At 54.8% G+C, this 15,447-nt stretch carries 4 protein-coding genes; 3 read left to right on the top strand and 1 reads right to left on the bottom strand.

The features are described from left to right. Positions 1-144: 144 nt before the first annotated feature. Positions 145-1,329, bottom strand: coding sequence for an acyl-CoA dehydrogenase (locus tag FOM92_RS08365; protein ID WP_425473376.1), 1,185 nt, complete (start codon positions 1,327-1,329; stop codon positions 145-147). A gap of 161 nt (positions 1,330-1,490) precedes the next feature. On the opposite strand from FOM92_RS08365, the gene amaB reads away from it, so the two are divergent. From amaB to FOM92_RS08350, 3 genes are all read left to right on the top strand, one after another. Further along, entirely contained in the window at positions 1,491-2,981 is a 1,491-nt protein-coding gene (amaB, locus tag FOM92_RS08360; RefSeq protein WP_143776422.1) for an L-piperidine-6-carboxylate dehydrogenase, read from the top strand. A gap of 34 nt (positions 2,982-3,015) precedes the next feature. Continuing rightward, the gene (locus FOM92_RS08355) at positions 3,016-4,482 is read left to right on the top strand and encodes a carotenoid oxygenase family protein (protein ID WP_143776421.1); all 1,467 of its coding nucleotides are present in this window, start codon (positions 3,016-3,018) and stop codon (positions 4,480-4,482) included. A 317-nt stretch (positions 4,483-4,799) separates the two neighbouring features. Further along, positions 4,800-15,365, top strand: a complete 10,566-nt coding sequence (locus FOM92_RS08350) for a hypothetical protein (RefSeq protein ID WP_143776420.1) — start codon at positions 4,800-4,802, stop codon at positions 15,363-15,365. Positions 15,366-15,447 lie beyond the last annotated feature (82 nt).

Genomic DNA, 15,447 nt, shown 5'->3' with positions numbered 1-15,447 from the left:
ATCGCCAATTGCCGTTAAGTTAATATTTACCATTGCCGCTTAGAGGGGAGGGGTGTCTTTTTGTAGATACACTTTCCTCCCTAGCTGGCTGAATAGCCATCTACTTGGGCCGCACGCGAATATCGCAGGCGGCCCTTTCTTTTGTCAGAACGCCGCAATGCCGGTGATCGCCCGTCCCAAGATCAGCGCATGGACATCGTGCGCCCCTTCATAGGTGTTGACCGTTTCCAGATTCACCATATGCCGCATGACCTGATATTCGTCGCTGATGCCGTTGCCGCCATGCATGTCGCGTGCGGCGCGGGCGATGTCGAGCGCCTTGCCAACATTGTTACGCTTGACGATGGAGATCATGTCGGGCGCAAACTGGCCTTCGTCCATGAGGCGGCCAACCCGCAGACTGGCCTGCAGGCCAAGCGCAATATCGGTCATCATGTCCGCCAGCTTTTTCTGGTACAGCTGGTTGGCGGCAAGCGGCTTTCCAAATTGGTGCCGGTCCAGGCCATATTGCCGCGCAGCGTGCAGGCAAAATTCCGCCGCACCCAGTGCCCCCCAGCTGATCCCGTAACGTGCGCGGTTGAGGCATCCGAAAGGACCTTTCAACCCTTGCACTTCGGGAAGCAGGGCATCTTCGCCAATTTCGACATTGTCCATGACGATCATGCCGGTGGTGGAGGCACGCAGCGAAAGCTTGCCTTCGATCTTGGGTGCCGACAGGCCCTTCATACCCTTTTCGAGAATGAAGCCGCGAATGCCGCCGCCATGCGCTTCGGATTTGGCCCAGACGACAAATACATCTGCAAAGGGTGCATTGGAAATCCAGGTCTTCGTGCCGTTAAGCACATATCCGCCATCCACTTTTTTGGCGTAGGTTCGCATGCCAGCGGGGTCAGAGCCTGCATCGGGTTCGGTCAGGCCGAAACATCCGATCAACTTGCCTGCCGCGAGACCCGGCAAATATTTGCGGCGCTGTTCTTCGGAACCATAGGCATAGATCGGATGCATCACGAGCGATGACTGCACCGATGCCATCGACCGGTAACCTGAATCGACGCGCTCGATTTCACGCGCGATAAGGCCATAGGCAACATAGGATGCGCCAGCACCGCCATATTCTTCCGGAATTGTTGCGCCGAGAAGACCCGTCTGTCCCATGAGGGGAAATAGTTCGGGGGCATCACGCTCGCTCCGATAGGCCTCGATTACGCGGGTCTGTAGCTCACTTTGTGCAAAGGCGTGGGCGGTATCGCGGATCATGCGTTCGTCTTCGGTCAACTGCCCGTCAAGATTGAACGGATCGGACCAGTTAAAAGCTGCCATTTCGGCCATAGATTGTCTCCAATTGATGGCCGCTCGCTAGACTTTTTGCGCAGCTTCCACAAGTTTCCATCGCTCGTTTCAACCCGAACTTGTTTCGGCATCCATAGTGCAGCTATGGCGAGCAGGACAGGCGGCATCGCCGTCACCGGAATGACGCGAAGGAGAATGCAGTGTCCCTGCAACATGAGGTCGAAAATCTTCTAAACACACTGGGCGTGACCGCGCATGGCGCAGAGCCGGTGCATAGCCCCGTCGATGGCAGCCAGGTTGCGACCTATGCGCAAGCAACGCCGGCCGAGGTTGAGATGGCAGTTGCCCAATCGTGCACCGCCTTTAAAACTTGGCGCATGGTACCCGCGCCGCGCCGGGGCGAATTGGTGCGGCTTTTCGGTAATGCGTTGCGCGACCATAAGGATAATCTTGCACGCCTGGTCACCATCGATTGCGGCAAGCCCTTGTCCGAAGGCTTGGGCGAGGTCCAGGAGATGATCGATATTTGCGACTTTGCCGTCGGACTGTCACGGCAATTGCACGGACTGACAATTGCCAGTGAACGGCCCGGTCACCGTATGATGGAGCAGTGGCATCCGCTGGGGCCGACCCTGGTTATTTCCGCCTTCAACTTTCCGGTTGCCGTCTGGGCATGGAATGCCGCGCTTGCTCTGGTATGCGGCAATAGCATTATCTGGAAACCGTCGGAAAAGACGCCGCTGACGGCAATCGCTGTACAAGCGATATTTGAACAGGCGGTGCGGGATTTTGGCGATGCGCCGGACCATCTTTCACAAGTGGTGCAGGGTGGACGCGACGTCGGGGCCACACTCGTTGCCGATCCGCGCATTGCGCTGATTTCCGCAACGGGCAGCACGGCGATGGGCCGGAATGTGGGGCAGGTTGCGGCCGGCCGTTTTGCACGGACCATCCTCGAACTCGGCGGCAATAACGCTGCAATCATCAGCGATAAGGCGGATGTGGCGCTTGCCTTACATGGCGTGCTGTTTTCGGCTTTCGGAACCACGGGGCAGCGCTGCACCAGTTTACGGCGACTATTTGTGCATGACAGCCTGTATGACAGCTTCGTCCCGGCCTTAAAGGCGGCTGCGTCTTCGATGCCAATTGGGGACCCGCTGGATAGCGCGCATCTTGCCGGGCCTTTGATTGACGAGGCAGCTTTTGCCGCGATGCAGGCGGCGCTGGAAGAAGCAAAGGCGCTGGGCGGGATATTGTCCGGTGGCGAGCGGGTGACGGGAAATGGTGTCTATGTTCGTCCGGCGATCGTGGAAATGACCGAGCAGTCCGGTCCGGTCCTGCGCGAAACATTCGCACCCATCCTTTATGTGATGCGCTATAATGATTTGGATCAGGCGATAGCCCGGCAAAATGCGGTGGGGGCAGGTTTGTCCAGCTCTATTTTTTCAACGGATGTGCGCGAATGCGAGCGCTTCCTGTCTGCATCGGGCAGTGACTGCGGCATTGCCAATGTCAACATAGGCACGTCGGGCGCGGAAATTGGCGGTGCATTTGGCGGCGAAAAGGAAACCGGCGGCGGGCGTGAGTCCGGGTCGGACGCGTGGAAAGCCTATATGCGCCGGGCCACTAATACGATCAATTATTCGAACGAACTGCCGCTTGCGCAAGGTGTGACTTTTGACCTAGGCTGAAAGGCAGGAGAGACTTAGGGTCAGGAACTGTCATATGCTCGTCGAGAAGTTGCCGCCGGTAAAGGCGACGTTGCAGCCCAGCAACCACCCCTATTTAAACGGGGCATGGACCCCGCAGCATGAGGAGGTGACCGCCTTCGACCTTGACGTGATCGAAGGAGTCATTCCGGCCGACATTGACGGCGTCTATCTGCGCAATTCGGAAAACCAGTTGCATCAGCCCCTTGGCCGTTACCACCCTTTTGATGGTGACGGCATGATCCACCAGATCGATTTTTCGGGCGGCAAGGCAAGTTACCGGAACCGTTTCGTCCGTACCCGCTGCTTTGCGGCGGAACAGGATGCGGGCGGATCCCTTTGGGGCGGGTTGATGGACCGCACCGGCACATCCAAACGCCCCGGCTTTGGCGCGCATGGTGGTCTTAAAGATTCGTCCAGCACCGATATCATCGTCCATGCAGGAAAGGCCGTGTCGACGTTCTACCAATGCGGAGAGGGATATGTTCTCGATCCCGAAACATTGGAACAGTCCGGCGTCGCTTCCTGGGTGCCTCTGGATGGCATATCCGCGCATCCCAAGGTGGACGAACGTACCGGCGAGCTTCTGTTTTTCAACTATTCGAAGCATGCACCCTATATGCATTATGGCGTCGTCGGTCCGGACGGGAAGCTTGCGCATTATGTTCCGGTACCCTTGCCGGGGCCGCGCCTTCCACACGATATGATGTTCACGCCGAACTGGTCCATCCTGTGCGACTTCCCGCTGTTCTGGGATGAAGAATTATTGAAGCGCGATATCCACGTGACCCGCTTGCACGAGGGCCTGCCTTCCCGCTTTGCATTGATCCCGCGCTATGGCCAGCCTGAAGACATTCGCTGGTTTGAAGCCGATCCGACATTCGTCCTGCATTTCATCAACGCCTATGAAGAAGGCAATGAAGTCATCCTGGACGGCTATTTCGAAGAAGATCCCTATCCGCCGCCCATCGAGAGCGCAGGCGAATATGCGCATATGATGGCTTATGTGGACGAACATAGTTTTAAACCCAAGCTGCACCGTTGGCGTTTCAACCTGACGGACGGGACAACGAAAGAGGAACGGCTTGACGACCGCATCCTCGAATTCGGCATGATGAACCAGCGCTATCTGGGCCTTCCATACCGCTATGCCTATAGCACAACGTCCAAGCCGGGCTGGTTCCTGTTCAATGGATTTGTGAAGCATGATTTGCAGACCGGAGCCTCGGAACAGGTGATGCTGGAAGAAGGACGCTACGGCAGCGAAGCGCCCTTCGCCCCGCGCACCCATGCGAAAGACGAGGATGACGGCTATCTGGTCAGTTTCATCATCGACGAAAACCGCGGGACATCAGAATGCATCCTGATTGACTGCAAGCGTTTTTCCGAAGGCCCCGTCTGCCGCATCGCCCTGCCGCACAAGATTTCGAGCGGCACCCATGCTCACTGGGTCGAGCGAAAAGATTTGCGCAAATACGGTTGAGGGTCACGATAGCCTCCTGACTGCGGGGAGGGAGAGCATATTTTACTCTCCCTTCACCCTGAACTAGTTTCAGGGTCTTCGTAATGCGACGTTGAACATAGGTGCCTTGGCGACCGAGCGATAAGTGGTTCGGCAGGCACTCCCACCTCTCAAAAAATTCCTCATTCCATCAATAACAAACCGCGAAGGCGTCGCTTTTCCGGCGATCATCTGAACGCGTCAAGTTGACATACATAGTCATGCTATCTAATAACCATAGCATTACTATCTTTAAACCGCGTCATTTTCGACCCCCAAGTTCAGGAAAAGAAAAGCAAATGAATATCGAATCAAAAGCACGTGCAGGCTTCACCTCCATCATGTTGCGCGGGGGTCGGATGACCAAATGGAAGGGCCAGGTGGCCAGCTACGCGCCTCACGTCGGTCATTTGCAGAATGTTTCGGTTGTCGCGATGGCGGCTGCACTTGCCTTTGGTGGATCGATGGCGCTGCCGTCGGAGGCGCTGGCGCAGGATGTGACGGTGACGGTCACCGACCCTCAAGTGCCTGTCGATGAGACGAATAACGGAAATGGCTCGCTGATCATTAATGCGCCCAATGGAGTGACGGGCGGGACGACTGCGCCGGGGATTAAAGCGACCAATGGTCCGAATGCGAATGACATTACCATCAATGCCGACGCACTTGTAACTGGTGATGCTGGTATCGTGGCGATCAACAATGGTTCGGGCTTTACCTCGATCACTGCGGATAGAATTGTTGGAGATTCCCTTGACGGTGTGAACGTCACGACCCTTGGTTCCGGGGTTTCTATAAATGCCAATTCGATTGAAGCCGACAACATTGGTGTGAACATCGACAACACATTCGGGTCTGGTAACATTGACGTGAATGTCACGGGGGCGGTTACATCCTCGGACAAAAGCATCGCGCGCATAGTGGCGGGCGAAAATGTCGGTGAAATCACCTTGGATTTGGGTTCTGCTTTTGGCGACACCAACGGCATCAATGTCGATAGCGACAGTGTCAGCGGAGGAGTAAACATCACCGTCAAGGGCGCGCTAATTGTTGAGGGGACCGAAGCGTTCAGCGGTACCGGAATAGTTGCCGAAATTTCTTCTGGTACAAATACGGGAAATTTGTCGATCACTACGGGCGACATTTCTGCCATTAACGGAATTCAACTCACCAATTCTGGTCAAGGGTTCATCGACGTTCAGTCTACAGGAACGATATTGGGTGCGGGCGGGTTTGGTGTCGATGCGACGCAATACGGAAATGGTTCGGGAATTACCGTAAATGCCAACATAATTGTTGCAGGTCAGTCTGGTGTGAACGTCGCAATGGACGCTGGTAGCGGCGATATCAACGTTACCGCCAACAGCGTGACTGCGGTAGATGTTAACGCCGACGGAACGTTCATTTTGGATGCAAACCAACAATTTGTTGCTGATGTAGCGCAGGTTGGTGTTTCGATCGATGCAGGCTCTACCGGTGCGGGCAATATAGATGTCAGTGTGACCGACATTACTGCTGGCACCGGGATCGATATCGATAATTCCGGCACAGGCAGTGTAACGATCACCGACTTCGATCAAATTCTGGCGCTAGCAGGTCAGGGCATCAGTGTTACGCAAGATGGCGCCGGTGGTCAGGGTATAACAATCAATGGTCAAACGATTGAATCCCAGACATCGGGCGTCGATATCCTCGCTTCCTTCGGGCAAGGCGACATCAGCGTCGATGTTGACAGCATTGAAGTGGGAGATGATTTAAGTTCGGGCGTTTCTATAGTCGCCAGCTCTACCGGTGCGGGCAATATAGATGTCAGTGTTACCGACATTACTGCAGGCTCCGGGATCGTGGTCCAAAACACCGGCACAGGCAGTGTAACGATCACCGACTTCGATCAAATTCTGGCGCAAGCAGGACAGGGCATCAGTGTTACGCAGGATGGCGCCGGTGGTCAGGGTATAACAATCAATGGTCAAACGATTGAATCCCAAACAACAGGCGTCAATATCCTTGCTTCCTTTGGACAGGGGGACATCGACGTCGACGTTGACAGCATTGAAGTGGAAGATGGTTTAAGTTCAGGCGTTTCGATAGTCGCCAGCTCTACCGGTGCGGGCAATATCTTGGTGAACGTCCCGGATATCACCGCGGGCTCAGGCATAGATATCATCAATTCCGGCGAAGGTTATGCGCTCGTCGAATCTTTCGGCCAGATCCTGGCATCTTCGGGTAATGGCATCAGTGTTACGCAAAATGGAGCCGGGAAAGGCGTAACGATAAATGCCAACGTCATAGACGCTGCATCAGATGGCATTGCGGCGTCATTAACCTCGGGTAATGGAGGTGTATCCATCAGTGCCGTCGACGTGAAGGCGGGCTCAAACGGAATTTCGACCAATAATAATAGCGGCGGTGCCAGCACGATCCTCGTTGGCGGCAGCATCGATGCAGGCGATAATGCAATTAACGCGGTAAATGGCGCGAATGCGTCAGATTTGACAATTACAGGAACAGATGTCGCGGCCACCATCATTGGTGGTGCGAGCGGAATCTATGCACGCAATAACGGGACAGGCGTTACTTTGGTGTCGGTTGCTGGTGCCGTGACGGGTACAGCCGGAATCGGCATCGACGTTCAGAATGGAGGCGACGCGAAAGGCATCTCTATCTCTGCGGCTGATGTTGACGGTCGGGTCAGAGGAATTAACGCGGTAAACGACGGAAAAGGTAATATCGACATTTCCGTCAGTGGGACCGTCAATTCTCTGCTCGGCCAGGGCATTAACGCCGATAATGGGGCGTCTGGTTCAAGCCTTTCTATTAAAGCCAACGTCATCAACGCGGCGACGAGCGGCATAATCGCCAATAACGATGGTAATTATGATACCTCTGTAACCACATATGGTGCTGTTGATGCTGCTGCTGGCGATGGGATAAAAGTGACCAATGGCGCCACAGCGCGTAATTTAACGGTTGATGCAAGAGCAGATGTAACCGGCGGCACTGACGGCATTGATGTAACCAACAATGGTGTGGGCTCAAGTGAAGTAATCGTTGCTGCAAATGTTACAGGCAAGACCGGAAATGCTATCTCCGTTGTCAACAATGGAGCGGCAACGGGACTGACCATTACCGCCAACAATGCGACCGCCACGATCGATGGCGATGGTTTCGGCATTTACGCGCAGAATTCAGGAGGCGGCGATACGAAGATATCGGTTGCCGGTACCGTCACTGCCGACCGTTTCGATGGCATTAGCGCCTTCAATGGTGGAACTGCGGGCAGTATTTCGATTAGTGCAGGCGATGTCACTGGCAATTACAACGGTATCGCAGCTCGAAATTATGGAACTGGTACCACCACGATCGCTGTCAGCGGCACTGTTACTGGTGGTGCAGGATATAACGGTATTTTTGCCTATAATGGCGAATATACAAGCGGCACCGCCGCTTCGGCAACGAATGCTGGAACCGGCCTAACCATAACTTCCACAAAAGTATCGGATATCGTAAATGGCGTAGCTGTGCCTACAATTTCAGGCGATAATCACGGCATATATGCTAAAAACCTTGGTGCAGGTGCGACAACTCTGTCGGTTGCAGGCGCAATCAAGGCCGCCAGCGGTGACGGAATATTCGTCGAAAATGGTGCGAACTCGCTCGGCGTTTCGATCAATGTTGCATCGGTGTCCGGGGGCGATGACGGTATTTTCGCCCTCAATAATGGAGCTAATGACACTGTAATTTCCGCAACCGAGGTCGACGGAAAAAGCGGTATTGGCATTTATGCGAAGAATGCGGCCACGGCGAATAGTATTTCAGTCAGCGCATTAGGCATAACCGCACTAACCGACGGCGTAAAAGTTCAGAATGATGGCACTGGTTCCGTAACTATCGCAGTAACAAACACCATTGCCGCCGGGCAAGATGGCGTAGATGCCGTCAACAACGGTGCTGGCAATCTCACTATTTTCGCAAATTCGATCGTTGCTGGAGAAGAAGGAATTGAGGCAGTCAATACCGGCGCGGATCTCGAAATCGAAGCTGCCAATATATTGGCGGATCGCAACGCTGTTTTGGCCACGAACAATGGTACGGGTAACACGACGCTGACGCTGAACGGTAATGTCACCGGCCGCGCTGGATTTAACGCCATTGAAGCGACCAATGCCACGACCGCAGGTGATCTAACGATCAATTCGACCGCGCCTGCGGTTGCGGATGCCAATGGTGTAATCCCTGCGACCATCAAGGGCGGCGCAAACGGTATTTTGGCGGTCAACGACAGCAATAAGGGCGGTTCGACGACCATCACCGTCGCCGGAAAAGTTGTGGGAGAGACCCGCGATGGTATCAACGCGACCAACGCACCAGGTTCCTTTGGTCTGACCATCGATGCAGCAAATGTTGAAGGCGCTGAATTTGGCATTTTGGCACGGAACTTGGGTACTGGCACCACAACGGTGACGGCAAGTGGTGCCGTTGATGGCCAAAACCAGGCAGGCATAAGCGTATATAACGCAGCCTCGACTGCCGGATTGACGGTAAGTGCGATTGATGTGACCGGTGGCACTTTCGGTGTGGTAACGAACCATCAGGGCGGTGGTGCAACCAATGTGTCGGTGTCAAATTTTGTAAGTGGCGGCAGTGAAGATGCGATCCGTGCCACCAATGGTGTGAAGTCTTCTGACTTGAGCATCACCGCCAATGATGTGCAAGGCGCGAAGCGCGGCGTGTATGCCACGAACGATGGCACAGGCAACACGACGCTGACGCTGAACGGTAGTGTCACCGGCGGCGCTGGATTTAACGCCATTGAAGCGACCAATGCCACGACCGCAGGTGATCTGACCATTGTCTCGACAGAGGCTTCTGTTGCGGATGCAGCGGGGCTATTCCCGGCGACGATTACCGGCGGAACAAACGGTATCTTGGCGGTCAACAACAGCAATAAGGGCGGTTCGACAACCATCACCGTTGCTGGCAAAGTGGTTGGTACGACCGGGGATGGCATCAATGTAACAAACAATGCCGGTACCTATAATCTGTCGGTTGACGCGAACCGCGTTTACGGCGCGGTTGACGGCGTCAATGTTACAAATAATGGCACTGGTTCGACATCGGTAACGGTCCGCTCAGGTGTATCGGGCGGTGCAAACGGCATTGCGGTTGATAATGCTCAAACGGCGCAGAACCTGACAGTTGATGCAGGAATCGTCGTAGGCAATGAATTTGGCATTTTGGCACGGAACTTGGGTACTGGCACCACAACGGTGACGGCAAGTGGTGCCGTTGATGGCCAAAACCAGGCAGGCATAAGCGTATATAACGCAGCCTCGACTGCCGGATTGACGGTAAGTGCGATTGATGTGACCGGTGGCACTTTCGGTGTGGTAACGAACCATCAGGGCGGTGGTGCAACCAATGTGTCGGTGTCAAATTTTGTAAGTGGCGGCAGTGAAGATGCGATCCGTGCCACCAATGGTGTGAAGTCTTCTGACTTGAGCATCACCGCCAATGATGTGCAAGGCGCGAAGCGCGGCGTGTATGCCACGAACGATGGCACAGGCAACACGACGCTGACGCTCAGCGGTACTGTGACAGGCGGTGCTGGGTTTAACGCCATTGAAGCGACCAATGCCACGACCGCAGGTGATCTGACCATTGTCTCGACAGAGGCTTCTGTTGCGGATGCAGCGGGGCTATTCCCGGCGACGATTACCGGCGGAACAAACGGTATCTTGGCGGTCAACAACAGCAATAAGGGCGGTTCGACAACAATCACCGTTGCTGGCAAGGTGGTCGGTACGACCGGGGATGGTATCCGGGCGGAAAATGCCGCAGGGTCGACTACAGCCAATTTGACTGTGCTGGCACACGATGTGCAAGCGGGGCAATATGGCATTATCGCACTCAACTTCGGAACGGGGGCGACGACCGTCGTGTCGACTGGAACGGCAACCGGTCTGAATGAGGACGGTATATTTGTCTACAGCGGAGGTGCAGGTGATATTACCGTGCAGGCTGTCAATGCCAGCGGAAAAGATGGCATTGATGTTTCCAATTATGGGCAAGGCTCGTCTTCAAAAATCACCGTTACTGGCGATGTGGTAGGTCGCGAAGGAAATGGCTTATTTGCAAGTGGTGGTACTTACAATGGTAAGTCCGCATATAATGTCACAGCCGAAGTTAACAATGTGACGGGCAAAACCGATGCGATTCGAACATTTAATGAAGGTACAGGTTCAATTGATCTTATAGTAAATGGTACCGTTTTGTCGGAAACGAGAAATGGCATTTATGCTGAAATTGACACCACCGCCAAGAATTTGAAAATCACCGGAACAAACGCTGCGGCTACGATCACGGGTGAACAGAACGGCATTCTGGCTGTCAACAACAGCTTGAATGGTGGAACTACTTCTATCGATGTGAAGGGCAGTGTTGTCGGAAAAACCGCGGAAGGCATCGAAGTCTCAGTAGGTGAAGGTGCAGGTAACCTAAGCGTCACGGTGCATGACGTTAACGGCAATACGGAAGGGATTTACTCCTATAACGAAGGTACTGGTTCGACCGTTATCGTCTCGACGGGGCTTGTTGAAGGCGTAACGAATGACGGTATTCTTGCAGTGATTCGAGGAAATGCTGGCGACCTCAGTATTTCGGCAAACAACGTAGAAGCAGATAACGAAGGGATTGACGCAGATAACCTTGGCACCGGATCTACATCCATAACCGCAACCGGTTTGGTGAAAGGCGGTGGGGTAGGCATCTTTGCTTATAATGGCGCAACGACCGACAATTTGAGCATTTCGGCAAATAATGTCGAGGGTGGTCGAGAGGGTGTTGGTGCAAAAAATTACGGAACTGGCAACACATCAGTTACGCTGAACGGCAATGTGACCGGCGGTACCGGGTTCAACGCGATCGATGTATCCAATGGGGCTACGGCGAAGGACCTCACCATCACTGGCACCAATGCAGCGGCGACCATCACTGGCGGTGTGAATGGCATCTTTGCCAGCAACAAGGGTACAGGCTCGACCAGCATCACCGCTGCGGGCAAAGTGGTCGGGACAACAGGCGACGGGATAAATGCGCGTAACGAAGCCGGGACGACCAATTTGTCGGTAAACGTGAATAATGTGTCGGGCGGGCTGAACGGCATTGACCTTACCAATATAGGTGCTGGTTCCACTACACTTTCGATTTCTGGCAACGTTGACGGCGCTACGGAAAACGGGATCGAAATTGATAATAAAGACGCAACCAGCGGCCTAAGCATCATTGCAAACAATGGCGGTTCTACAATCAGTGGCGAAGTTGCTGGTATAAACGCAGCAAATCGTGGTGCTGGTTCGATGTCTATTTCTGTTGCAGGAGATATCATTGGTAGAACTGCCGACGGCGTAAGGCTATTTAATGGCTCACGGTCCGAAAATCTAAATATTGTTGTTAACAATGTGACGGGAAATGACGATGGGATATCCGCATTCAACAACGGCGATGGCAGTACGTCTCTTCGCGCAACCGGCAAGGTCACTGCCGGGCTGAATGGCGATGGCATCTTTGTTAGCAACAGTTCTTCTACAACTGATCTTTCTGTCGAAGCTGTCGATGTATTTGCGGGTGCAAATGGAATATTTGCAAATAATGGCGGCTCCGGTTCTACCTCGGTAAAAGCGACCGGCGCTATTACAGCTACAACGGCAGATGGTATTAACGTTGAAAATGTCGGAGACAGCAAAAACTTAACAGTCGAAGCCAACAATGTCTCTGGCGGCCAGCGCGGCATTAAACTGGAAAATAAAGGCGCGGGCGGTAACACATCGCTTACGGTGAAGGGCAATGTGACCGGAGGTACCGGGTTCAACGCGATTGAGGCAGTTAACGCTACTTCTGCCAAAGATCTGGTTATTACCGCGGCAAATGCTGCGGCGACCATCACCGGCGGGTTGAACGGTGTTCTCGCAACCAATGAGGGCGTGGGTGGTTCGACAGCAGTCAATATCGCTGGATCTGTTATTGGCGTGGGCAACGACGGCATACAGGTTGAAAACAAGGCTGGAACTAACGGACTGACCTTGACCGCCAACAATGTCAGCGGGGCCGAGAATGGCATTGTCGCCAAAAATGGCGGAGCCGGCGAAACTACCGTTACGGCGATCGGTGACGTCGTCGGAACACGCGGAACCGGTGTTGATGTCAGCAACAACGCACTTGCCACGAATATTATTGTTAACACGGCAAAAGTGACCGGCGGTGCGGTGGGTATCGCTGCAATCAATAGTGGCAGCGGATTTACCCGGGTAACCGCGACCGGTGACATTAACGGCAATGATGCCGGTATCTTGGCTACCAACAGTGTCAATGCAACTGATCTGTCGGTTGCTGCGGCCAACGTAACCGCAACCAAATTGGGCGTTTTTGCGGACAACGCGGGCAAAGGTGCGACATCTGTGACACTTAATGGTAACGTTACGGGCGGTACTGGCTTTAATGCCGTTGACGTTCGCAATGGAGTTGCTGCCAAGGATATGACCATCACGGCAGGGAACGCTGCGGGAAAAATTGCGGGCGGATTGAACGGCCTGAACGTTCTGAACAACGGCAAGGATGCATCTACCTCTGTTTCTTTGGCCGGGAGTGTGGCCGGAACTGTGGATGATGGTGTCCATGTTGAAAGCGGTGCAGACACTGTGAATGTGTCGGTGACCGTCAAGGATGCAACCGGTGGCGACGAAGCTGTAGAAGTGATCAACCGGGGTAAGGGTTCGACAACGGTTGTTGCCAGCGGAGCTTTGGTGGGCCGTGACAACGGGCTGGTTGCAGCAAATACTGCAACGGGTACTACCCTTTCAGTGACAGCCAAGGATGTCACAGGTGCAGCTAGCGGCATTTCGACCAACAGTCTTGGTACTGGCGCAACAACTATTTCGGTGAGCGGCAAGATTGCTGGCGGAACGGGCGTGGGCATTTCGGCATCGAATGCGGCAGGAACGACGGCGACGATCAATCTCGCTGCGACGGCCGATGTCAGCGCTACGTCAGGTAACGCCATCCTCAATAACGGCGGCAACAGCGTTCTCAACGTGGCCAATGGTGCAGGATTGCGCGGGACCGTACGTCTTGGCGATGGCAGCGATACCGCCAATTTCGCGCTCGCCAGCACCGAGGCCTTTATCGGCATTACCGCGCTTGACGGTGGCGATAATCTGTCCGCGGCCGATGGTTTTGTTGATACGCTCAACCTGAACGGCGTTGGCAATTACGACCTTGTTGGTGCCCGGGTTACCAATTGGGAAGCGATCAACATCAACGCGGGCACGGTCGGTTTCAGTGATGCCATCATAACGGCAGGTGCACTGAATGTAGCGAACGGCACGACCCTGAACGGGGGTAATAGCCTGGTGGCAACCGCCAATGTAACGGTTGCCGCAAATGGCACGTTGCAGGCCGGAAACGCTGCGGGGAACAGCCGCACGCGCATCGTCGGCAATCTGGCGAGTGCAGGTCTTGTCAACCTGAGCGGTCCAGCAGGATCGACCAAAGCGGGTGACACATTGGCTGTTACAGGGAACTTCACAGGTAATGGCGGACAGGTTCGGCTCGATACCGTGCTTGGCGGCGACAACTCGCCCACCGACTTTGTCAGCATCACTGGCAATGCCGTTGGCGGCAGCCTGCTTGCGATCAACAACACAGGCGGCCTTGGTGGACTGACGACGGGCGACGGCATTCGTGTTGTTCAGGTCGGCGGTACTTCGGACCGTGACGCCTTCGCTTTGCTGGGGGATGACGTGCAGGCCGGTGGTTTCCGTTACGATCTGTTCCTGGGCGGCATTGCCGATCCCAATGATCAGGACTGGTACCTGCGTACGGTAGGCGCCAGCGACATTGCTGCGACGACACTGTCCTTTGCCCGTCTGAGCGACGATATCGCCATGACCTTCCTGGGTACGTTGCACGAGCGAGTTGGCGAGCAGGAGCATCTCGCCAAGCGTGGTTATCAGAGCGCTGGTACCGGTGGGCTTTGGGGACGCTTTGTTGGCAAGGGCTTCCGTGAGCGGTTGTCGTCCGCAACCCTGGGGGACATCAAGTCGACAGGTTCGATCTCCGGCTTGCAAATGGGTCTGGATTTTGGCCGCAGCATCAAGAGCGACGGCTCGGCGACCTTCACCGGGGCCTATGCAGGCTATGCCGATGGCAGCTCAAACGACCAGAACATCTTCCGCAATGTGGCGCGGCGTTCAGGCTCATCGGACAGCAAGGGCTGGCTGACCGGTCTCTACGCGACCCATTATGGAAGCACGGGCTGGTATGCGAATGCCGTCGTCCAAGCCACCTGGGTTGATGCATCGGCTTCGGCACGCAACGGCGTCACCCTTGAAACCGATGGTCGGACCTATCTGGGATCGGTTGAGCTTGGTAAATCGCTGAAGCTGGGTAACCGGCTAGCCTTCGAGACGCAGGCGCAGCTGATCTATGGGGAGACCCGGTTTGATGACGCCCGCGACAGCGCCGGGATCGCCAACAAGATCCGCATCGAAGACAGCCTGACCGGACGCGTCGGCTTCCGTCTGAAGACAACCAAGGACGAGAAGTACAACGCTGCAGGCGGCCTGTTCAGCGGCTATTTGAAGGCAAATCTGTGGCACAACCTGCTGGGGTCGGATGTCCGGTTGAACACGGCTGGCGTTGATCTGGGCAAGTTTGAGCCCAAAAAAACCTGGGTGGATGCTGGCCTCGGAACGACCCTGACGGTTGCGAAGAATACCGAGTTGTTCTTTGACGCCGATGTTGAAATCGGCCTTGATCGCAAGACTGCAGCGGGCACCGGCAAGGCCGGACTGCGCATTAACTGGTGATAATGAACAGGGGCGGAGGACCTTTCCCTTCGCCCCGTTCCCACCCCTGACCCCGACGGCCTTGTTGGCCACAGTATCAAAG

The sequence above is a fragment of the Sphingorhabdus contaminans genome, assembly GCF_007280415.1.
GTDB classification, from domain to species: domain Bacteria; phylum Pseudomonadota; class Alphaproteobacteria; order Sphingomonadales; family Sphingomonadaceae; genus Sphingorhabdus_B; species Sphingorhabdus_B contaminans.
This window is presented reverse-complemented; position numbering and strand designations above follow the sequence as displayed.

Coding starts and splice junctions, on each gene's coding strand:
- FOM92_RS08365 (WP_425473376.1), bottom strand. CDS start 1,329: ATGGCCGAAATGGCAGCTTTTAACTGGTCCGATCCGTTCAATCTTGAC.
- FOM92_RS08350 (WP_143776420.1), top strand. CDS start 4,800: ATGAATATCGAATCAAAAGCACGTGCAGGCTTCACCTCCATCATGTTG.
- FOM92_RS08355 (WP_143776421.1), top strand. CDS start 3,016: ATGCTCGTCGAGAAGTTGCCGCCGGTAAAGGCGACGTTGCAGCCCAGC.